The following is a 23,031-nucleotide window of genomic DNA, read 5'->3' as shown; positions in this document are numbered from 1 at the left end:
CAACTGGGGTCTTTTCGAAATCACTTTAGCTGGAGAAAAAAAAGGGAAACTCTATCGAGTTCCCTTTTTGATAACCCACTCTTTCGTCTCGACCCGTTCCCAATGAAAAGGGAGTGGCCTAGCATTATTATGAAAAAGTGAGTTAAAGGTATCAAACAGAGGGCTAAGCCACTCCCGATTCTAATCAGCCTACGATTTCTAACTTGAGAAAAGGTAAGCTAAAAAGCAAAATTATAGTAGATAGGACAGCAACAAGTGGAAGATAACGACCTCCAACAAGATAAAGTAACAATGGCGCTATCGCTATAAAGCGATTTAGAAAATTGCTAGTAACACGGACAATTTGCCCGTCCTCCACCGTAATAGTGTTAGACTTGTAACCCAATTTTCCGACACTCAAACGAGCTTTTGACGATGGTAGGGAAACGCTCACGTCTTCCACTCCAGAAACTGTCCCCACAAGACTAGTGTCTACGCGAATAGGACTCTTTCTAGCTACCTTGCTCGCTTCAATTGTAATACTAGCCACTAGTCATCTCCTTTTCCTATCTTTTCATTTATAGTATACACCTTTTGAAACGCTTACACAAGGGAAATGACTGTTAAATCAAGATTTCTTGAAAATGTTTTATGTTTTCAAAAGTTCTTAAACCGCTTTGAGGGACTTTGGAAATATTGGTTTTTAAATAGTAAAAAGGGCTCAGTCCTATCTAATACAGAACTGAACCCTTTCCTATAACAATTTGTCTATCCTGTTGGGATAAGTGCCTGAGGGGGATAGTATTCCTATACGGGAATAGAGGCACTTTCCTTACAAAAGACCTCATTTACTTAGTCCAATCCATTAACATAAGCATCTACTGCTACGATTGCTTGGGCAATATCAGAGGCTTTCACTTCAAATGGCATTTGATGGATAGTTTCTCCTTCAATAGTCGCTTGTTGACCAACCTTGAGAAGATCTTCGTAGCTTGCATTTTCAAGATGCATTTCTTTAAGAGTAGTTGGCATGCCAATTTGTTGATAGAAGCGAATGTATTTATCCAAAACTTCTTTTGGACGATTTTCTAAGAACAATTGCACAAGAGTTCCGTAGGCTACTTTTTCACCATGAGTCAAATGGTGAATATCGCCAGTGAGAGCTGTGAAACCATTATGGATGGCATGAGCAGCAGCCAAACCACCACTTTCAAATCCAATACCACTAAGAAGGGTATTAGCTTCAATAATATTTTCCAGGGCAGGCGTTACCACTTTAGCTTCACAAGCAGCCATGGCTTGTAGACCATCTGCAAAAAGAATCTCTTCACAGCGTTCAGCAATGGCAACCCCTGCTAGAGTTTGGTGTTTACCTAGCATAGTTTTTCCGTTGGCTTGCATAACTGCTCGAGCTTCTACCCAAGTTGCTAAGCCATCTGCAATACCAGATGCTAACAAACGTTTTGGTGCTTGAGAGATCACTTTACTATCCACCAAAACCAACTCTGGGTTCTTAGAATAGAAGATATAGCGCTCAAAGGCACCCTCGTCAGTATAGATAACAGACAAAGCTGAAACTGGAGCATCTGTAGATGCGATAGTTGGGGCAATAACAACTGACGATTGTAGAAGGTCTGCAATAGCTTTTGCACTATCGATAGTCTTACCACCACCGAGTCCAATAACTAAATCACAGTCTTCTTCTTTGGCTAGGCTGACCACACGATTAATTTCATTATCCGATGCTTCTCCATTAAAGAAGACTGGTACAACTGTGAGTCCATTTTGAACAAGGTATCCTTCGAAACGTTTACCTACAATATCATAAACGACTGAGTCACATAGTAAAACAAGATGAGTTCCCAATTCTGAAATGGCTTTTGCATTTTCAAATAAGGCATTTTCACCTTGAATGTAACGTGACGGACTTGCAAAATTTCTCATGTCTTTCTCCTTTGACATAAATGTATTTATATAGAATCGGTTAAATGGACCTATTCCTATCTTATGCAGGGCTAAATCCTTTTAAGAGACTGTCTATCTTTTGTAGTCAGTACATTATACTGGTCTTGTTTATCATCTAATCGCTACTCTTCTTCTGGGTAGACCAAGCCCCAATCTTTGCGGAGTTGAGTCATGAGCTCCATGACATCTCGGCTGTAATTGAGGTAGGTATGATCATCCTCGCCTGCAACAGCTGCTTCCATGTCTAGGACCTCATACTGGAGGGCTTTGGCAGTTTCTCCTGACTCGATGACTTCTTGTGAGCCATCTTCCGTATAGGTAATGACCGCCTTTTGCCCACGTGGGTACTCGTAAAGTTCGATATAGCCCTTGTCATAAGCGATGGTGCCACGTTTAGGTTGTTTAGCATGAAGACTTAGCGTCACCGTCGCCATTTCCCCTTCTGCATTGGTAAGGAGAATACCCGCTTGTTCATCAACACCAGTTGGAGCTAATTTAACCTGTGAAACCATCTCTGTCGGTTGTGATGTCATAAACCAACGCACGAAGGATAGGGCATAGACACCGATATCAAGTAGGGCACCACCAGCTAGATTACGATTGAAAAAGCGGTTGGTCATGTCATATTCTTTATAAGAACCGAAGTTCATCTGAATAACCTTAAGGGGACCTAGCTTACCACTTTCCACGATTTCAGATAGTTTTCGATAGATAGGCATATGGAAAATGGTCATGGCTTCTGCCAGTTTGACATGATTTTCTTCGGCGAGTTGGATAGCTTCTGCCAATTCCTCACTATTTAAGGTGATAGATTTTTCACAGAGGACGTGTTTACCTGCTGCAAGTGCCTTGCGAAGAAAATTGATATGCGTATTGTGAGGCGTTGAAATGTAGATAATATCCACTTCAGGATCTTTAAACACTTCATCAATCTCTTTATAAACCTTTTCAATACCATATGTCTCAGCAAAGGCCACTCCCTTATCATAGGTACGATTTGCAACGGAATAGAGTTTACCGCCAAGTGCTGCAAGTGCTTGCGCTAATTCATTGGCAATAACACCCGTCCCAAGACTAGCCCATTTATACTTAATTTGATTTGTCATAGTTTTCCTTTATTCTATTTTTGAATGGTTAATTCATTTATCTGTGATAAGATTTCAACTTCACTCGCTCCTGCCTGAAGCAAGGCTGATGCCGCATAGGCCCCCTCAATGAGAGGTACCTGCTGAATAAGGATTTCCTTGTCTGAAAATTCTTCAACCATCTCCAAATTCATGCGAGCACTGCCCAGATCATAAAAGGCCAAGAGACGGTTAGCAGGCTGACTATCCACTGCTACTTGAACATGGTCAAAACTAGATCCCAGTCCACCATCTTCAAGACCGCCTGTAGCCGTTAAAGGAATATCTGGTGCAACTTCACGAATCAGACTCACCAAACCTTTAGCGATATCAGCAGAGTGGGATACAATCACAATTCCAAGTTCTGGCATGTCCTATTCCTCCGCTTCTAGTAAGGCTTTGAAGAGTAAGCCAGACGAATAGGAACCTGGGTCAATGTGACCAATTGATCGCTCACCGACATAAGAGGCACGCCCCTTTGTAGCCGCAACTTCCTTGGTTGAAAGAACAGCTTGATCAATGACATCAATGGTGAGTTGGCCTTGTTTGACAGCTTCAACAACTGGATGCCAAACATCCACCATGGTCTTTTCACCGGCTTCTGCATGGCCACGTTTTTTAATCATCTCGAGACCTGCCTCAAGCACACCTGCCAAATCCTGACCAGCTTGTTCAGCCTTCATCATGCCCATAAAGGCAGACCCATAAAGCGGACCTGAGGCACCACCAACCTTACTAATCAAGGCCATTGACACCGCCTTAAAAACTTCTGCTGCACTTTTTGGTTCAGTAGTGTTAATAGCCTCAATGGCTGCCGCCATACCACGCGCCAAGTTAGCACCATGATCACCATCTCCAATAGGACCGTCTAATTCAGACAAGTGGTCTTTTTCTGCTTCAACTTTTTGGTCAAAGTCTTGCATCCATTTTACTGCAACTGTTTTATCCATAATATACCTAATTTCTAGTTCTCACGTCAGACTACCAAGCAATAGTCTTAACTGGACTCTCCAAAGCCTCAAGCCAAGCCTCATCTTCAATCTTCATCAGAGTCAATGAGAGGCCTGCCATATCAATAGATGTCATGTAATTACCTAATTTTTTATATGCCACATCTAGTCCGGCATCTCCAAGAATACTTGCCACATCATTAGCAAAGACATACTGCTCCATGAGAGGTGTCGCACCCATACCATTGATGAGAAGGGCATAGCGTTCACCTGCCTTAGCCTCAAAGGCTTCAAGGAGTTTCCCTGTCAATTCTTCAGCTAACTGTCGAGAAGGTTGCATAGACTCCTTGCGATAGCCTGGTTCACCATGGATACCAATACCGTACTCTATTTCATCCTCTGCTAGGACAAAACCAGGTTTACCAACCTCAGGAACCGTCGCACCACTAAGGGCCAAACCAATGGTGTGGATATTAGGAACAATCTTGTCAGCCAAGTCTTTGATTTCAGCCAGAGACTTACCTTCGCGAGCCGCATGACCTAGGATCTTATGCACGAAAATGGTACCTGCAACCCCACGACGACCTTGAGTATAGAGGCTATTTTCCACAGCAATATCGTCGTCCACAACGACACTGGCAACCTCGATACCTTCCATTTCAGCCAATTCTTGAGCCATCTCAAAATTCATGATGTCCCCAGAATAATTTTTAACAACCATGAAGACACCAGCCCCTTGATCTGCTTCCTTGATAGCTTCCAAAATTTGATCAGGTGTTGGTGATGTGAACACTGCACCTGCGATGGCTGCTGAAAGCATACCATCACCCACAAAACCAGCGTGGGCTGGCTCATGACCACTTCCACCACCAGAAATGAGACCAACTTGACCAGCAGCCTGCTCATTTCTTACAATGATGTCAACCCCCTCAACACGATGCACCAAATCACTGTGAACATAAGCCAAACCATCTAGCATCTCTGTCACAACATTTTCAGGTTTATTGATAATTTTTTTCATGGAATTGTCTCCTTTTCAAAGGTATCATCTATTTGCACTTACATTTGTTCCCTTCTTTAATTGCTAAGACCCCTATAAATAAAGGACTTAAACGCTTTTTAAGAAAGGTAGCGTAAAAATATGTAAACGCATACATTTTATAATTTAATTGTAGCATTTGCCTCTACCAATAGCAAGGCAAAAGGCAAGCCCTCCATTTTCCTGCCCCCTATCATTAAGTAGAAGAAAAATCTCATAGAAAGTCCTATTTTAGTCGTCAAAGCTATTGAAAAACCACCATTCAAGCCTTATAATGGAATGACGAATTAAGTGATAAGGAGGTTCAAATGACCATCGATTTTCCAAGAGAGACAGAAATAGAAACCAAAAATGAAATGGATGCCGTCCTTCAGGCAGGCCGTGTCCTTATGGAGAGCGGTGCCGAGATTTACCGTATCGAAGACACCATGGGACACATGGCCAAGTCTCTTGGTATCAGAGACTTCTCCACTTATGTGGTCAATCGAGGAGTCATGATTTCTGGACTCAACCGCTCAGGTCTTAAAGAGTCTCGTGTCCTAGCTACCTCAGTCCCGTCTATCCATCTAGGTAAACTAGAGGAAGTAAACCGCCTGTCTCGAGAACTGGCAGAACAGCCAAATCAGCCTGTATCTAGCATTTTCCAAAAGCTGAAAACCATTGAGCAGAAGACTTTCTATCGTCCTTTAGAGGATATTATAGCCTGTGTCATTGGTGCAGGGAGCTTCTCGCTAGCCCTTGGAAGTAGCTGGATTGATGGAACTGCTGCGGCTATATCGGGAGTTTTTGTAGGGATTGGCATGCAACTCTTTTCCCGTTTTATTCATACCAGTTTCTTGCAGATTATCCTTTCTAGTGCCATTGCCGCTTTATCAGCTAACATTCTCTATTATTTGGGTATCGGGCAACATCGTAGCGTGATTATTCTGGGCACCTTGATGATTTTGATTCCTGGGGCTTACTTTGTAAATGCCATTCGAGAATTCACCCAGAACAACTACTATAGCGGTCTGGCCCTGATGTTGTCAGGGGTCTCCACTTGTCTATCTATCTCTGTCGGTGTTCTTGCCATGATTTCCATCCTCCCCTTTGCGGAACAGTTATCAGGCATATTCTCAACACCGTCAACCTCATGGCTGGGGGTCTTGATTCAGACCTTCATGGCAGGACTTGGGACAGCAGCCTTCTCCGTGCTTTACCGAGTGCCTAAGAAATACTTCTTAGACCTTGGGACCCTAGGTGCCGGCTCATGGCTCCTCTACCTCTTGATTTGGAACAATACCCATCACGAGGTCCTCGCCATCCTCTTCCCAGCCCTATTAGTCACTATCACCTCACGCTTTTTGGCCCACTACCGTAGATGTCCAGCTACAGTCTTCCTAGCCTCAAGCATGTTCCCACTCATCCCAGGGATGAGCTTCTACCGTGCGGTCTACTTCCTCTTAATCGGAAATGCAGACCTCGGCCTCAGCTTCCTACGAGCTTGTTTCCTGGCCTCATTTACCATCGCCATCGCAGTCAGTTTGACACAACAAATCCCTAGCCGCTATTTTGTACTAGGGAAGAAAAAATAAATTGTTGAAAGCCATTGGTTTTGTATGCCAGTGGCTTTTTTGATGACGTTCTAAAATCAGTGAATAGCATATTAAGAATATCAAAAATACCCTACTCAAGGATCTATCCGCTGCTAACTTAAAGCAAATACATCATTAACTCTCTTTAATGAAAATTCATCATTCATATACTATCAGTTTTGTTTTGAGTAGAGTTGGAAAGAGTTTATACAAAAAGCAAAAACGCTTACATAATTCTTTGATTTTATTAAAATGTGATGATAAACTTGATATGTAAGCAATAGAACTATAATACTAACTTAATTTTACTCATGAGTTAACCATATCCTTGCTAACATTGTTCAGTTTAATGAAAGGAGCATTATCATGGAAAAGAAAGTATACTTTAAACTTCACAAAGTAAAAAAGCAATGGGTAACCATTGCAGTAACTGGTCTAGCTCTAGGACTTAGTTTTGCAAGCTTGGGCTATGTGTCCGCAGCTGAACAGACTCACCCCACCTCAGAACCAACTGTTGAAAACAGCATCCAAGAAAACGCAATTGATGTCGTAAGCTCGTCAACTAATGAAGTTATTACTAAACCAGAAGAAAACAAATCTTTCGACGCCCCCAATACAAGAGAAAACATCACTGAAACTACTTCTACTGAATCTGACCTAAGTACCACTGAAGCAACTGTTCCAGAAACAAGTACTTCTGAAATTAACTCTCAACAAGCTTTTCGTTCGGAAGTCTCTACTGTTACTAGCAGTGAAGTCGTAAGCTCTGAAACATCACATTCTGAAACAAATACAGCCCATGAAGTAGAAGAAAGTCCTGTAATATCCGGCGGTCATTACACTAGCGATGATCAGGGCAACTGGTACTATATTAAGGATGGGAAAGCACTTACTGGTATGCAAAATATTGATAATGTGAATGTCTACTTCGATGCCGATGGTAAGCAAGTCAAAGGAGACACCCGTCACGTTAATGGATCAACATATCACTTTGAGAAAGATAGTGGACAACTTACCCGTAATGCTTTTGCATCTGATAAGAATGGAAATTGGTACTATTTAGGCCACGACGGGAAAGCACTTACTGGTAGCCAAGTTATTGACAATATTCCACTCTACTTTTACCCTAATGGTGTTCAAGCTAAAGATGCCTTTGTCATCCTAGATGGAAATTCCTATTATTTTCAAAAAGATACTGGCCAATTGGTTCGTGACCGTTTTTGGTCGGATGACGACGGCAACTGGTACTATAGTGATAAAGAAGGGAAACTTCTAACAGGCGAACAGACTATAGATGGCTTCGACATGTATTTCTACCCAGACGGTGTTCAGGCCAAGGGTGAAATCGTTACAATAGGTATCGAACCCTATTACTTTGATAAGGATAGTGGTCATAAAGTCATAAATACCGACATCACTATTAATGGAAAAACTTACCACGCAGAAGCTAATGGACTTTTGATTGAAACTGAACAGAAACTTCCTCAACGTCCACTTGTTTCTGGTGGCCATTTCGAAGAGGATTCCTCAGGCAACTGGTATTATTACACCGCAACAGGAGAAAAACTAAGAGGATGGCAAAATGTAGATGGAGTAACTCTTTACTTTGATGAAGAAGGTCGTCAAGCGAAAAATGGCGAAAGAATCATAGACGGCTTCCATTACTATTTTAGTCACTATTCAGGTGCTGTAAAAACCAACTATTGGGATACATGGACTGTTGAAATCAGAAGATGGGAACCATTTGAAAAAACGTATAACGTCTATTATGGTTCTGATGGTCGACGTTACTATGGATGGCATCGAGTTGGCGATCAACTTTATTATTTTGATCATACTGGTCGAGTTGAAAATGCTCTTACTACCTTCAAAGGACAAAAATACCTCTTTGATAATCATGGAAAATTGGTAAAAGATGCCTTTTATATTCAGTCATTACGTGTCTTTGCTGGAACTTTAAATACTAGTTATCGCTCCAATAAATTTGGTCAAGTACTAACCGGAGAACATCATATTAATGGTGATGACTACTATTTTTCAAATTCTGGTTCAGCAGTCACTGCTATTGTCACAAAAGGTGGCAAGGATTATTATTATTTTGAAGGTAAACTTCTGAAAAACTATCTCGGACCTTTACTCGTACGTCAGTATATGGATGATTATACTTACTACCATGGCATCGTAGGTACAGATAAGGATGGGAGGGTACTTACTGGTGTTAGCACTGCAAATAATGGTAAACTCTATTATTTTGAAAATAAAGGAGATATTTACCATGAAAGATATATCCCCCAAATGGTTACAGTTACAACACCTACATGGAAAACGATTGATGGTAAGCTATACCACTTAGAACCTAGCATAAACAGAACTTACAAATCTGGAAGAAGCCGAACCTATACCGTCAGAGAAGAAGTAGACATTATTAACCACGGAGTACGAACAAAGACCGATAAGATTAAACGTATTATTGATGATGATTTTGGTAATCTATACTATCTTGATGAAAACAATGATTTTTACATCGGACATCTACTTCCAGAAAACACAGATTTAACCAAGATTGAAGAAACTGTAATTCAAAGTGACAATAAATTCTATGCTTTCAATAGAACAAGTTCGCTTTCCGAAACTTCCCCTCTTACAGTTTCCAAGACCTTAGTTTACAATAAAAAAGCCTACCTCATTGATGATAAAGGAGTAGCGACCGAAACTAAACTAACAAATCGTTTCGAACACGATGATGCATGGAATTGGTACTACTTTGATAACGAGGGAAAAGCTGTCACCGGACTCCATTCAATAGATAATGTCACTCTATACTTTGATAAAGAGGGCAAACAAGCTAAGGGACGACTTGTCGAAATTGACGGTCAAACACATTATTTCGATAGAGACAGCGGAGCTATGTGGACTAACCGAACACTTGAACTTAATGGTATTCGTTATGTCATTGACCAAAATGGTTATGTAACGATGAACAAACCTGGACAATTTATTCAAGATAAAGATGGTGATTGGGCTTATATTAAAGAAAATGGACAGTTAGCCACTGGACTTCAAATTATTAATCATCAAAAATACTACTTTGATCCAACTGGAAAACAAGCCAAAGGAAAACGACTTCTGCTTGATGGAAAGTACTATTTCTTCGATAACGATACTGGTGCTATGTTCGTAAATAAATTCCATGAAACAGGCGATTACTTTTCTAAAAAATATACTTATTTTGGCGAGGATGGAAGCCAGATATTTGGTTGGGCAACTATTGACGGTAAACGTGTTTATTTTAAAGAAGATGGCTACCAAGTTCGAAATGATACATACAAGATAGGTGGTTTCGATTATTTCTTCAAAAAAGACGGTAGTATGCTTGCTAATGATATTGACGGCAACTACAAATACTATTATGCTGATAAGGACGGTCATCTACAGTTCGGGTGGGTTAATCACAATAATGAAACCTACTATATTAGCCCACCATGGGGAGCTGAAGACCGAACATATCTAAAAACTATCAATGAAAAGACCTATCTTTTGGGCCCTAAAGGACGACTTCTAAGGAATACAGCTACAGACACCTCGACCTCTTGGAATGGTTTCTGTATCTCTGATGAAAATGGAGTTGTAAAAACAGGTGTCATTCGGTTAGAAGATAATAGGCTTTATTATTTCAACCCTGAAATTTATATGACTACTCCTTTTAGTGGCGAATGGGCAGAGTTTGATGGTAAACTTTATCATTTTGAAATGCCGATATCAGTTAGTCCATACTCAAAAGGTTCTCCAATTACCACTAACACTACGCTTGAAAAAGATGGAAAAACCTATATTATTGACGAAAATGGCGTAGCTACAGAGAAAAAGGATTAATATCAAACTAACAACTGTAAGCATTTAAAAATACCTCATTTTTGCCAAAATGTATTCAAAAACACCAGAAATCATTTTTTCTGGTGTTTTCTTTTTGTCTAAAACCTAGTAAGGCTACCGGCAAAATCTCTATCATCAATCTACTTCAAGTCAAAATATTTCTTGACATCTTTAGCATAGCCATACTGTTGATTTAAACGCTCGAGCAAGTTTTTATTATGGCCTGGATAATTGTCATTTCTTCGTAATTCTTGATAAAGCTCGATATAAGGCAACTGTTTGTCTTTGGCTAACTGCAACTCTGCTTCATAAGCATAGGCAATCTTTCGAAATTGGAGATTAGTAACACCATCTTCTTCGACATCGATTATGGCATACTGAGCCCTATGATTTTGCAGGGGTGACCAATCAAAATAGGGCATCCCAATCGTACCAGGATTAAGAATCTGTTGCCCCTTACTACCATAACGAAGCAATTGCTTATGCACATGACCGTAAATCGCCATATCTGTTTGATCATCTAATAACTGATCAAAATGACTGGTATCATTAGCTGGACGTAACTCACCTCCGTAGTTCTTCTCCGGTAAGTGATGCGTCAAAGAAAAACGAATCCCATTGATTTCCTTCTTCAAAACCAGAGGCAGAGAACGTATCCAATCAACATATTCAGTATCCAATTCTTCCATCAAGTACTGGGTAAGTCGCAAGAGCTGAACTTCTTGTGGATTCTCCAGACCATATTCCCCATCTAAAGCCTCCAAAACACAATCATCCCAATTTCCTCGAACGGTAGCTGTTATCGGGATAGAAGACAGAAGCTCAAAGAGTTCATTTCTTCCTGGTCCAGGTAATATAATATCCCCCATTAACCAATATTCTGTTGCACCCAACTCTTGTGCATCCTTAATAACTGCTTCAAGAGCTGTTGTATTCCCATGAATATCTGACAAAATTGCAATACGATGTTTCATCTATACTCCTTTACTGATGGTCTACTAAGTTAAAACTAATATAAGAACAACTATTCTTCCTCACCATCACCCTCATACAAACATGCCACCAAACGTTCAAAGGGCTCTATATACTCCCAATACTCAAAAGGGAGATTTGAAATCTTACTTAGATCATTATCATCAAAATGATACACGAGATGGCGTAGTATTTGATTTTCAATATAATGGATATCTCTCAGCTCCTCGAGACTGATTGTATCCAGTTCTATGATGTAGTGACACAAATCATCAAGTGCTTTTACGTCAAATTTTTTCTCCTCGTGTAGGAAGTAGAGAAAGCTCTGATTCTCACCTCTTTTATTATCTTCTATCAGATTCCTTTTATGCATCATTCTTGAATCCTTTCCTTAATAGCAACATTATAACACTAGAAAATGATTCTCCAAAGTGACAACATAAAAAGAGAACCTGGGATGTTTCCATTCCAAATTCTCTTCTTGTTGATTTACAAAATATCAACACATCTTACCACAAACTAATGCGTTTGCTTGGTGCTAGATACATGGCGTCTCCTTCCTTAATCTGAGGGTAGGCCTCATAAAACTCAGGAAGGTTTTTAAGTTGTTGGTTAACACGCAACTCATTTGGTGCGTGGACGTCTTGTACCATGGTATATTTATTGTACTGTAGGCTAGCCTTTTGTTTCCAAATATTTGCGTAGTTCTCAAAGTAATCCTTGAGGTTAGGTTTTGTCATATCTGTTTTGAGCACTTGGAGTGTGGATGAAAGACCGCCAGCATCTGCGACATTCTCAGTGACTGTGAGTTTTCCATTTACCTTAGTCCCGTAAATTTCCAAACCATTCCACTGGTCTTCAAAGGCTTTGATTCTCTTGTCAAATGCTTTACTATCTGCTTTTGTCCACCAGTTATGCATGTCGCCGTTCTCATCATAGTCGGCACCATTGGAGTCAAAGGCATGGGTAATTTCATGTCCAATCACGACACCGATACCACCATAGTTCTTTTCAGTACTTTGGTTCTTGTCATAAAATGGAGCTTGCAAAATGCCAGCTGGGAAGTTGATGCTATTGCTTTCTGGGTTGTAATAGGCATTGATATCAAAAGCAGAACCAGACCATTTATTCTTATCAATAGGCTCATCAAAATGGTCAATGGTATAACGTTTTCCGAACTGGGCAATGTCTTCTGACAGTTCAAAGAAGGACTTGTTAGGGTCAAGATGTAGTTCCTTAGTACCAGGATCGACATCTTCCTGATAACCTACAAAAACCTTCATTTTATCCAACTTTTCGATGGCCTTGTTGCGTGTGCCTTCCGTCAACCAATTATTCTGTTGAAGACGGCCACGATAGACATTTTTGATTTTATCAATCATGCCTGTCACATCAGTCTTGGCTTCCTCACCGAAGTATTTACGTCCATAATAGACACTCATGACATCGCTAAACAGATTGACACTCATCTCGTAAACCGTATCTTCCTTAGAAATTGGCTTCTGTGTGCCCATAATAGCCATGCTAATCGATTCAAAATTCAAGCGGTAATCTTCTGTTAGAGAATTTGACGCTGCCATAGCTTCTTGCACCAACATCCATGATTTTATTTTAGAAAAATTGTCCTGATTAACGACCTTACTATAATTCTCAAAATACTTGGTATTAGGGACATTGATGGTTTCTAAATCACGTCCCATAATGCCTTTGATGACATCATATAATTTGAAAGAACCAGAGTAGGCATTAATCTCTTCTGCTGTTTTAGGGTGAACCAAATTCTTACTCTCAGACATCTCTTCATTACTGAGACTGTACTTAGCAATTTTTTCGTCGAACTCCAGTGCTTCTTTGACAATGCGTTTACTATTTTTTTCACTATATCCAAGCATTTCCAAAGCTTTTTGCGTGGCTGTTTCCATTGGAGTTAAATATTGTTTCTTGCTGGCCTCGTCTTTATAAATAGACACATCTGGCAATAAGATACTTGGGGGACTCAATTGGATTTGTTTTTGGCTGGTATTCTCTGCGTTAGTTCCTACGTCATAACCAAATGGAAGAGGAATCCCTTTATCAGTCAAGCTAGCAGATTTACTGGCCAAATCATTTACATCCTTGATATCCTCAATTTCTTTTAGATAAGGTTTGAGAGGTTCAAGTCCATCTTTCTCACGTTGCTTGTAATTACTAGCAGCCTTGTAGAAGGTGATAAACTCAGACATTCCCGTAATATCTGACGTTTCCTTGCCCTCCCCTAAATTTTTGATATCCTTCTTTAGCTTGCCTTTGATATCTTCATCTAGAGTATAAAAATTATCAATGCTTGGAGAATCAGCAGGAATTTTGGCTTTTAGGAGCCAGTCCTTGTTAACAGCTTGATAAAAATTAGAAGCTACCGTAGCATTCTTATCAATTGGCGTTTCTTGCGGAACAAAGGTTTTATAAGCCCAAAAACCGCCTCCAGCAAGAGCTAAGGCCAAAGCTCCCGTTATGGAGCCAAGAATAATTTTCTTACGCTTTTTCATAAATACTCCTCATAAAATTAAATTAATATATTTGTATTATATCATTAGAACACTTATTTTAGCAAGCTGTTTTTGGGAGACAAAAAGAAGTAATCAGACGATTACTTCTTTTTATTTTCTTAAATAGCGAAAATTAGGTATTACGACACCAAAGATAAGAACCATAAAAGATCATCTAAAAGACAAACTACCGAGTGATGTTAATCCTCTTGCTAGATTAAAGTTACGCTCTGATTTTTCTTGGAATTCTGTGAGCGTCTTACTCAAGTCACTTACTCCAGAACTCAGTGATTTGCCTTTAGAAAGATTGCGGACTGCTAGAACTTGAATAGCTCTGCATAATTCTGCAAGAAGTTCATCATTATCCTTCTTTCCAACTTCGATTTCATTTTTAAACGTTACGAGCAACTCTCTCTCATTTTCAGTTGTCTCTGGATTTACAATCAGATTATAGATATTGTTTAAGATATCCGTAATTTGCGTGTTGTTACTTTTTGTCATCTAGATTACCTCCTATAACCTGTAGCAAGATTAGGTCGAGCAAGTGAATTAAATTGGTTAATTGTTTGTGTTGTCATGAGCAACGACCTCTTTTAATAGTTCGCTGTGACATCATTATACACATCTAGCATATCAAATTCAAGACTAAAAATATCCTTCTGCCACAAATGGTCCAAATTTAGCACAAACAGATAAAAAGAAGTAATCAAACGATTACTTCTTTCAGATTGAAGAAAAAGTCCATTTTAGGCAACTTTCTTCAATCTGTTTCTTTTAGAATATAAAGTGAAAAACTCTTATAAATTCCATTACATCAATATTCCTAAGTGATTTAACGACGTGGTAACCAACTTCTAAAAGGGCTTGACTATATTCTGAAGTAATCACATCAATCGGTTATTTTTCTATTGCTTTATTGACATAAAATCATATGTCTAACGCTATTCCTTATATTTTTCTATCATTCTTTATGATACAATAGCATCAATTTATTTCTAGGAGGATAATATATGGCTTCTACTATTGGTATTGTTAGTTTGTCTAGTGGCATTATCGGAGAAGACTTTGTCAAACACGAAGTGGACTTGGGTGTCCAACGACTCAAAGACCTCGGACTCAATCCTATCTTTTTACCTCATTCGCTAAAAGGCTTAGACTTTATCAAAGAACATCCCGAAGCTCGTGCGGAGGATTTGATTCAGGCATTTTCTGATGATAGCATCGACATGATTTTATGCGCCATCGGTGGAGACGATACCTATCGTTTATTGCCCCATCTTTTTGAAAATGACCAACTACAAAAGGTTATCAAACAAAAGATTTTTCTTGGCTTCTCGGATACGACCATGAACCATCTCATGTTGCATAAACTAGGAATCAGGACTTTTTACGGCCAATCATTTCTAGCAGACATTTGTGAGTTAGACAAAGAAATGTTGCCATATAGCCGCCACTACTTTAAAGAATTGATTGAGACTGGAAAAATCTCAGAAATTCGCCCTAGTAACGTTTGGTATGAGGAACGGACTGATTTTAGTCCCAAAGCCTTGGGAACACCTCGTGTCAGCCATGCAAATACAGGTTTTGACTTGTTACAAGGCAATGCTCAGTTTGAGGGAGAAATCCTCGGTGGTTGTCTTGAGTCTCTCTATGATATTTTTGACAACTCTCTACACGCAGATAGCACAGACCTCTGCCAAAAATACAAACTTTTCCCTGACTTATCCGACTGGGAAGGAAAGATTCTATTGCTAGAAACAAGTGAAGAAAAGCCTAATCCTGAAGACTTCAAAAAGATGTTGCGAACTTTAAAGGACACTGGTATATTCGAGGTCATCAGCGGACTATTAGTCGGAAAACCTATGGATGAAACTTTCTATAACGACTATAAAGAAGCACTATTGGAAATCATTGATAGCAATATCCCGATTGTCTATAATCTGAATGTCGGACATGCAACTCCAAGAGCAATTGTCCCCTTCGGAGTCCACGCCCATGTAGATGCAACGGAGCAAGTCATTCGCTTTGACTATAACAAAGAAAGCTGAGATGAATTTCTCAGCTCAGATTGAAGTAATCAGACGATTACTTCTCTTTATTTTCTTAAACAGCGAAAATTGGGTAACAAGATACTCAAGATAAGAACTATAAAAATGCCCAAAACCATAATTGTAGTATAGGGATTAAAGCAGAGACTTATTAGCAAGGCAAGACTTATTCCAATCATTAGGTATCCCAACTTTCTCACTACTGATTTACTGCTCTGGTTATGATTTTTTGTAGCCAGACCAATACTTTTAGGAAGATAATTTCCAATCACTAGAAAAATGAGTGCTACTAACCAAATCACAGTCAAGCGAACTTGAACATGGCCTCCTAAGGCAACAGTCAATATAAGACCTTGGATAAGCACAGCAGAAATTGGGACTAACCATAGCATAAACTCTTTTAAGAATGGGATCGTTATTTGTTTAAAGAATGAAAAACAGAGATTATATATGATTAACGCAAGAAAAGGTAGAGCAACAATTGCTAAATTGCGATTCATAAAACCATTGGCTTGCTCTTCCACATTAAAGTGGATTGCAATCTGATTTGGTAGTTGTTTGTAAAAGACTAGTCCGACAATAACCGGTGTAAGTATCACTATATTACCAATGACTCTTTGCATATTATTTTTCATCTTCTTTTCCTCCAAGTGATTGAATCCAGGTTAAAATTTCTTCAAAAACGGTCAAGTTCAAACTGTAGTAGATAAAATTCTTCTGTTTTTCTTCTTCAATAAGTCCTGCTTTTTTCAAGGTAGACAAATGATGAGAAACTGTTGCGGGAGCTAAGTCAAACTGCTGGCTGATTTCACCAGCGGACTTTGGTCCAGACTTTAGATAGTCTAAAATTTCTCTCCTCACAGGGGCAGAGATGGCTTTTAAGGTTTCAGATAAGCCCATGAGTTTCCTCCTTTCTCCAAATCCGACGTGTCAGAAGTCCAATACCTAACACATAAATAGCTAAAATAAGTTCGATTAGTAAGAGATTGCTGACTATCCCTAGCTGATAAGCACCTGCCAAAAAATCAATGGCAGCATGGAGTATAATCGCCCAGAAATAGAATGAAAGCCTATGCTTAGTGACTGCTAGAAAATCCCAAGCTGTAAGCAAGACTTGTAACACCAAGGCAACTAGTCTTTCAAAGAGAGACATAAGCACAGCAAAGCCCGTTAAATGGTTGACCTGACTTACAAGAGTTGAAGGTAACTCACCGGCCTGTCCTGAATGGATGGCCTGTAAAACAATGATGTTAGTGAGTAAGCCCATCACTCCAAGGAAGATAAATTCACTAAGACCATGTCCAAAACCGTAGGCTACAATATCAGACGTCATCAAACTTCTTTTCTTTGCAAGTACCTTAAAAACCAAATAGCGAGTGGTTTCTTCAACAAGGCCAGCCATAAATCCTCCATAAATAATGGTGAACCATTTAGAAGAGTGACTAAAGCTTGAAAGAACTAGGGCATTGATAGGTCCTTCAATCATCATGACAGGTAAGGCAAAACCAATCAGACCGACTAAAAAGAGCTTGATTGAAAATTGCCATCTTTTCTTCAGAACGATAAAACTAATGACGGCGATAACCAACATGGTAAGAATTGCCATAAAAAGGAATGTTTCCATTTGATTTATCCTTTCATTGAAACGGAGCATCAATACGACTTGAGTCAGAATACCTATTTCTATACTTTTCGAAATAGATTCTACGCTTTTCTGAAAGCACTGTCAAGGTTATTTCGAAAAAAATCGAAATAGGGATACAAAAAAAGACCGTTTTCACGATCTTTCTTCTTGAGAATTTTCCCTCATTCTCGGCTGTGTGTTCTCTGGTCAGTCACATGAGCTACTACTGCTTATCTTCCTGGGACATATTCGCCAGTGTTGGCATCGTAGTAACGGCGTTGGCCATTGACTGTGACGTAGGCTCCTTTAACTTGGCGACCTGATTGGTCAAAGTAAAGGTGTTGGCCATTGATGACTTGTTCGCCTGTTACGGCATAGCCATCAGCTCCGAAATAAGCCCAAACGTTTGGCTCGATTTGAGCAAAGCGGTTGGTTACAGGTTGACCATCGTTTTCGTCATAGTACTTGTAACGACTACCGACCTTAACGGCTTTGCCCTTGTATTGGATACCATTTTGGTCAAAGTAGTATTCCTTGCCATTGATAGTCCACTTGCCTTTAAGGGCTTGGCCATCAGTATTGAAGTAAGACCATTGGTTTGGTGCAATCTCAGCAAAGCTGCTTGTGACAAGAGCTCCACTGTGGGCATCATAGTAATAAGTCTTACCATCTTCAACAATGGTTTTACCCTTGACTTGGATACCATTTTTATCAAAGTACTTAAGGTATCCATGATCAGCACGAACTTGGCCGATAGCCAGTGAACCGTCTTGTTTGAAGTACATCCACTGGTCATCACCAACTTGGAGGTAGCGTCCGCTAGCAAGAATACCTGATTCTGGCTCATAGTAATACTTAATGCCGTTTTCCTCGATAATTTCACCCTTAGCTTGGCTACCATCTTCCTTGAAGTAATAGAGGTGACCATCAATGTATTGGCGTCCTGTGACACGGTTACCTTCTTTATCAAAGTAGTTCCATGCCTTAGTTGCTGGGTTGTAGACAAAGATGCTACGTCCGATTTCGCCTGCTGGTGTGATGTAGCGAGCCTTACCATTTTCAAAGATAATAGAATCTGCACGATTGCTGTAGGCCGTACCGACACTACCATCTTGGTTAAAGTAATAAGTCTTACCGTCAATGACACGTGAGCCAGTCACAGTGTTACCATCAGCGTCAAAGTAATAACGTTTACCTGTGCTGCTGTCTGTCGCAAAGACGTTACGTCCCATGTCACCAGTTTCAGCAACATAGTAATGCAATTTGCCATCATCTGTACGAACAACGCGATCCTTAGCCTGGATACCCGTTTCACGGTCAAAGTAGAAATGGTGGCCACTCCAATGAAGGTTACCCACTACCATTGTTCCTTGAGTCGTAAAGGCACGGACCTGCTTATGCTTGTCATCAAAATCAACGAAGGCATTCTTAACCATGGCACCGTCTAGACCGTAATAGTAGGTATAGCCGTTGCTAGCACGACGAAGGGCGTTACGCAATTGGATACCATTGTCAAAGAAATAGTAATCCTTGTTATTGATGTTTCGAGCACCCTTGGTCATCTTACCGTCACCACCGAAGTAATACCAGTTACCACTACCATCTTGAACAAATTCATTCTTAACAGCTTGGTTATCACGTAGGAAATAAACATCTTGTCCACGACGTTGGAAGACTTGAGTGCTTGTGATGGCAACTGTATCGCGAAGTGGTGTTGGCAAGAGTTGGCTGTTGGCTGAAGTATTAAAGTACTGGTTAGTCTTGTCATCACGAAGGACAAAGTTGATACCTCGTCCAAGGATATTAGTTCCGTTGAAGTACTTAGCAGACCATTTAGTAATCTTTTCATTCGTAGGCAACTGTTTTCCATTTGAGATTTGCACACGGTTGAAAATAGATGGGTACTTAGCTTTAAGCTCATCAAGGAAGGCACCACCGTATTTACCTTGATAGTCTGTACCATCTGTACGAGTATTAGCCACATAGGCTTGGTCAATGATTTGGTAGCCTACTTGGTGGTTACCATAACCATTAACACGTGTCGCATTTACCACTTCTTTTCCTGGGAGGTTATAGATTTGGTCTGGCACCCAGTCAGCAATGGCTTGAATACCGTCTTTATGGAGGGCACGAAGGACATTAAGGAGGTCCTCAAGTGAGCCGTACTTGTTATTTTGACTCAAGGCCATATCATAACGGTCGTCAAAGGCATAACCATTGTCAATTGTTGAATCAAGGAAGGTACCATCCTTACTTGAAACGTACTGTGGTGGAAGTCCAACAGACGTAACACCCCAAGCTTTGAGCAAATTAGTGTTCTTAGCCAAGACACGGTTCATGTAAAGTTCTGGCTGATCGTCCGCAAAAGCTTGGAAGTTTGAGAAGGCTTCATACATGACTTGCGAATCAAGGGCTGCTGAAGACTTGTAAACTTGACCATCGCTATTGGCACGGTTACTTGGCTGTGTACGTGCGTCTTGGTTAGCCTTAGCCCCGACTGGTACCCAGACACCGAGGTAACCTGATACTTGCACATTTTCCACACCAAAAATATCATTGGCATTGAAGGTCAAGTTCCCATTCCAGTCGGTACGTTTAAGAAGGTTTGAAGGTACATCAGAATCGTTGAGGTAGGTTGCTAGACCATCCTTAGTCGTCAAAAGCAATGGACGGTAAAGCTGATTACGGTGGGCTCTACCCATATTCATCGTTACAGTTTCATTGCTACCCAATCGGAAATCATAGTTGTTGGTCATGATGACACCCATCCCTTGCGTACGGGTTTCAGCAGTTCCCCAATCAGTTCTGTTATTGGCACCTTTACCATAACGAACTGATGTCAAGAGGCCGTCATTTCCGACTTTCTTCACTTCCATGTCTTGACCACCAGCTACATACTTGATACGGGCACGCAAAAGGGTATCGATGGCATCAAAGTAAGGCGTCTTCTTGGCCATGTAGTGACCATCCTCACGGTAGAGGTCTCCATAATAAACACGTGTTACAGAGTCCTTGTTGGTCAACATGAGGGCATAGACAGATGGCAAGTTGTAAGACGCATAAGTCTTGTGAGCTGTATTGATATCCGCATTGTAAATCTCGAAGGCCTTCTTGATTTCATCACGGGTGAAATTGTAACCAAACAGATTTGGATTGATACGATCACGGATGATACGTTGGATAATGGTTTGCGCTTCAGTATCGTGGGCACGGGTGAAAATATAGTTGGCCATACGCTCACCGTTTTTATCGTTAGCACCACGTGGATTCAAACTACTATTCATAAAAGCAGTCATGTCCCCAAGCTGCATACGTGTATTTTTATCACGCATCAAAAGGTTGGTAAGAGCATTACGAAGGGCATTATCAATCGGCAGTTGTGCCCCTTTAGTATCCTTGTTGTAATATGGGTCGTTAGCAGACCACGCTTCCAAGTATGACAAGTGTTTGATCGCATTAGCTTCGGACTTGTCAACACCATAGGCTGCTTTGAAGTAATCTGAAGCGATTTGGAGAAGGTCAGCATCCACATTGTCCAAAGCATCGACACGCAAACCGTCAAAGTTAGCAGTTGGGTCATTGGCCATGATACTTCCGATATTCATCATAAAGTGGAGCCAGTTAAGTTGCTCCGCCTGAACAGCTGGGTTTGAGTTATCAATATCGTTGGCAAGCAAGAACTCAAGACCACCGATAGAATTGTCCTTGAAGTACTTACGTGTACCCGTCTGATTAGTCGGTGTGCGGTTAAGTAGACGATAATCAGAGTTGGCGTAGCTAGTACGGTTACCAGTATCACCCTTACTGTTGTTAAAGAGCAACTGTCCACCTTGCAAGTGGTCGTATGAACTATTTTCAGTGCTACTATTCCAACCTGGCTGAGTCTTGATGAACTGGTCGATACTTGTACGCAACCAGTTGGTATTGCCTTCACGCGCAATACGTTCTTCAATCTTAGTCTGAACAGCTTTAGCAGCTAGATTTAGACTTTCCTGGCTAGAGTTGGTTGAAAATGATCCCGCACCAAGACCTTGATTTTGCATGTAGTTTAGGTAGTTAACCTGAGTTGATTTGTCAGGCCACCAAACCATCAAGAGTGGACGTTTGTCCGCTTCAGTTGAAGCTGTCCAAGTCTTACCATCCTTAAGAATACTCTTTGGACGGTACCAAGCATCTGCTGTGATGAAGGTGTCGAGTTGGTCCAAAGATTTGTTATCGTTTTTGTAGAGCTGATTTCCAGATGAAAAATCCACAGTTGCCTTGATAGGTTTAGTTGAAAATTCATCCTGTGACTTAGTCGCAAGAGCCCCTGTTTCAGCATCAAAATAATATGACTTACCATCTTGCTCAAAGACGAAGTTCTTACGCACACTACCGTCACTATTGACATAGTATTGTTTGCCGTTAATCCATTGGATACCAGTCGCTGTATTGGTATTGGCTTCACGAGTTTCTGCCAAGGCACGACGGCTACGTGTACGAGCTTCTGTATTTGCCGTATCAGTTGTTGCTGCACGGTCTGTAGTAGCTGTTGCACGATCCGTTCCAGTTACTGCAGCGTTAGTATTTGTATTTGTATCAGTTGTTGTGGCACTCGTATCAGCTGCAGCTGCTTGCACATTTGTACTTGGTGATGCTTGACCTGAGTTAGTTTCCACTGTCGCTGCGTTTGCAGCAGGTGCCGCTGCCCTATCTGTAACATCGGTTGTCGTGCTAGTCGCATCTGCGACAGGAATAGCCACGCTCGCAGTATTAGCATCTGCTGAGATAGTTGGTGCTACTGTAGTTGCTGCATCATTAGTTGTAGCTGGCGTTTCTTGAAGCAGATTCTGACTGCTATCACCCGACTGATTCGCAGGATTTTGCTCATCGGCCTGAACCTGTTGATCCGCCAACAAAGTTCCACCAGCAACAGTAACCATTGAGAGTGCTGTCACCCCAATAGTCACCCAATTCTTCTTCACTTTATGCATTTTAAAGCGTACTTTTTGTTCCATAATATTTACCTTTTTCCCTTATATTACTTCTATCATAAGCTATTTGACAAGGGAATACAATTACACAACTATAATGTCAGCTTAATGTATCTACCTTCGTTTTCTCAGAAAACGTCCTTTAATAATCTGCCTAATAAATGCCCCTTGTGAACAAATGCACTAAGGATAACATAAAACCAGCTAAAATCCTTAGGATTTAGACTTTTTTAGACGATAGAATCATCCTACAATATTAATTTATTTTTAAATAAAAAAACCTTCTTTTTCTAAGATGAAAGAGAAGGTTCGGGTTAGAGATATTACCTAGTGAACAAATCAGCTATGGTTTCAATAATCGCATAGAGTAATGGGTATTTTCGTT

General features: G+C 40.4%; 17 protein-coding genes. 3 read left to right on the top strand and 14 right to left on the bottom strand.

The window, feature by feature from the left end:
- Positions 1-184 precede the first annotated feature (184 nt).
- The 6 genes from H7T98_RS05220 to dhaK all read right to left on the bottom strand — a co-directional run bounded on the left by H7T98_RS05220 (position 185) and on the right by dhaK (position 5,039).
- Positions 185-529: a hypothetical protein gene (locus H7T98_RS05220; RefSeq protein WP_022496780.1), complete on the bottom strand. Its 345-nt coding sequence runs from the start codon at positions 527-529 to the stop codon at positions 185-187.
- A gap of 302 nt (positions 530-831) precedes the next feature.
- On the bottom strand, positions 832-1,923 hold the full coding sequence (locus H7T98_RS05215) for a glycerol dehydrogenase (protein ID WP_201061413.1): 1,092 nt from the start codon (positions 1,921-1,923) through the stop codon (positions 832-834).
- A 143-nt stretch (positions 1,924-2,066) separates the two neighbouring features.
- Entirely contained in the window at positions 2,067-3,050 is a 984-nt protein-coding gene (locus H7T98_RS05210) for a Gfo/Idh/MocA family protein (RefSeq protein WP_084871247.1), read from the bottom strand.
- A 14-nt stretch (positions 3,051-3,064) separates the two neighbouring features.
- Positions 3,065-3,439, bottom strand: coding sequence for a dihydroxyacetone kinase phosphoryl donor subunit DhaM (dhaM, locus tag H7T98_RS05205; RefSeq protein WP_013990335.1), 375 nt, complete (start codon positions 3,437-3,439; stop codon positions 3,065-3,067).
- A 3-nt stretch (positions 3,440-3,442) separates the two neighbouring features.
- Entirely contained in the window at positions 3,443-4,018 is a 576-nt protein-coding gene (gene dhaL, locus H7T98_RS05200; protein ID WP_084871246.1) for a dihydroxyacetone kinase subunit DhaL, read from the bottom strand.
- Positions 4,019-4,049: 31 nt separating this feature from the next.
- Positions 4,050-5,039 (bottom strand): dihydroxyacetone kinase subunit DhaK, encoded by a 990-nt coding sequence (dhaK, locus tag H7T98_RS05195; protein ID WP_201061411.1) that lies wholly within the window; start codon positions 5,037-5,039, stop codon positions 4,050-4,052.
- A gap of 326 nt (positions 5,040-5,365) precedes the next feature.
- On the opposite strand from dhaK, the gene H7T98_RS05190 reads away from it, so the two are divergent.
- Both H7T98_RS05190 and H7T98_RS05185 read left to right on the top strand, forming a co-directional pair.
- Positions 5,366-6,631, top strand: coding sequence for a threonine/serine ThrE exporter family protein (locus H7T98_RS05190; RefSeq protein WP_002891300.1), 1,266 nt, complete (start codon positions 5,366-5,368; stop codon positions 6,629-6,631).
- Positions 6,632-6,997: 366 nt separating this feature from the next.
- Positions 6,998-10,504 carry a KxYKxGKxW signal peptide domain-containing protein gene (locus H7T98_RS05185; protein WP_201061409.1) on the top strand — a complete coding sequence of 1,169 codons (3,507 nt, stop codon included), beginning with the start codon at positions 6,998-7,000 and terminating at the stop codon, positions 10,502-10,504.
- Between the two features lie 140 nt (positions 10,505-10,644).
- Here the strand turns inward: H7T98_RS05185 and H7T98_RS05180 are convergent, their stop codons facing one another.
- The 4 genes from H7T98_RS05180 to H7T98_RS05165 all read right to left on the bottom strand — a co-directional run bounded on the left by H7T98_RS05180 (position 10,645) and on the right by H7T98_RS05165 (position 14,502).
- Positions 10,645-11,478, bottom strand: a complete 834-nt coding sequence (locus H7T98_RS05180; protein WP_070577005.1) for a metallophosphoesterase family protein — start codon at positions 11,476-11,478, stop codon at positions 10,645-10,647.
- A gap of 50 nt (positions 11,479-11,528) precedes the next feature.
- On the bottom strand, positions 11,529-11,852 hold the full coding sequence (locus tag H7T98_RS05175; protein ID WP_080978413.1) for a hypothetical protein: 324 nt from the start codon (positions 11,850-11,852) through the stop codon (positions 11,529-11,531).
- A 133-nt stretch (positions 11,853-11,985) separates the two neighbouring features.
- Positions 11,986-14,001 carry a M13 family metallopeptidase gene (locus tag H7T98_RS05170; protein ID WP_201061407.1) on the bottom strand — a complete coding sequence of 672 codons (2,016 nt, stop codon included), beginning with the start codon at positions 13,999-14,001 and terminating at the stop codon, positions 11,986-11,988.
- Between the two features lie 171 nt (positions 14,002-14,172).
- Positions 14,173-14,502, bottom strand: a complete 330-nt coding sequence (locus H7T98_RS05165; protein ID WP_073949642.1) for a bacteriocin immunity protein — start codon at positions 14,500-14,502, stop codon at positions 14,173-14,175.
- A 509-nt stretch (positions 14,503-15,011) separates the two neighbouring features.
- Here H7T98_RS05165 and H7T98_RS05160 point away from each other — a divergent pair.
- Positions 15,012-16,049 carry a S66 peptidase family protein gene (locus H7T98_RS05160; RefSeq protein WP_064520771.1) on the top strand — a complete coding sequence of 346 codons (1,038 nt, stop codon included), beginning with the start codon at positions 15,012-15,014 and terminating at the stop codon, positions 16,047-16,049.
- A 47-nt stretch (positions 16,050-16,096) separates the two neighbouring features.
- On the opposite strand, the gene H7T98_RS05155 is transcribed toward H7T98_RS05160, so the two are convergent.
- The 4 genes from H7T98_RS05155 to H7T98_RS05140 form a co-directional block, all read right to left on the bottom strand.
- Positions 16,097-16,684 carry a DUF1648 domain-containing protein gene (locus H7T98_RS05155; protein ID WP_037601131.1) on the bottom strand — a complete coding sequence of 196 codons (588 nt, stop codon included), beginning with the start codon at positions 16,682-16,684 and terminating at the stop codon, positions 16,097-16,099.
- Complete coding sequence (locus H7T98_RS05150; RefSeq protein ID WP_045768468.1) at positions 16,674-16,949, bottom strand: autorepressor SdpR family transcription factor; 276 nt, start codon at positions 16,947-16,949, stop codon at positions 16,674-16,676. The genes H7T98_RS05155 and H7T98_RS05150 overlap by 11 nt, the downstream gene beginning before the upstream one ends.
- Entirely contained in the window at positions 16,936-17,673 is a 738-nt protein-coding gene (locus tag H7T98_RS05145; RefSeq protein ID WP_155213209.1) for a YhfC family glutamic-type intramembrane protease, read from the bottom strand. Before H7T98_RS05145 ends, H7T98_RS05150 begins: the two co-directional genes overlap by 14 nt.
- 230 nt (positions 17,674-17,903) lie before the next feature.
- On the bottom strand, positions 17,904-22,670 hold the full coding sequence (locus tag H7T98_RS05140) for a glycoside hydrolase family 70 protein (protein ID WP_201061405.1): 4,767 nt from the start codon (positions 22,668-22,670) through the stop codon (positions 17,904-17,906).
- Positions 22,671-23,031 lie beyond the last annotated feature (361 nt).

Source organism: Streptococcus sp. 23.2 (assembly GCF_016648665.1).
GTDB classification, from domain to species: domain Bacteria; phylum Bacillota; class Bacilli; order Lactobacillales; family Streptococcaceae; genus Streptococcus; species Streptococcus salivarius_E.
The sequence above is the reverse complement of the archived record's forward strand: the minus strand, read 5'-3'. Positions and strand labels throughout refer to the sequence as shown.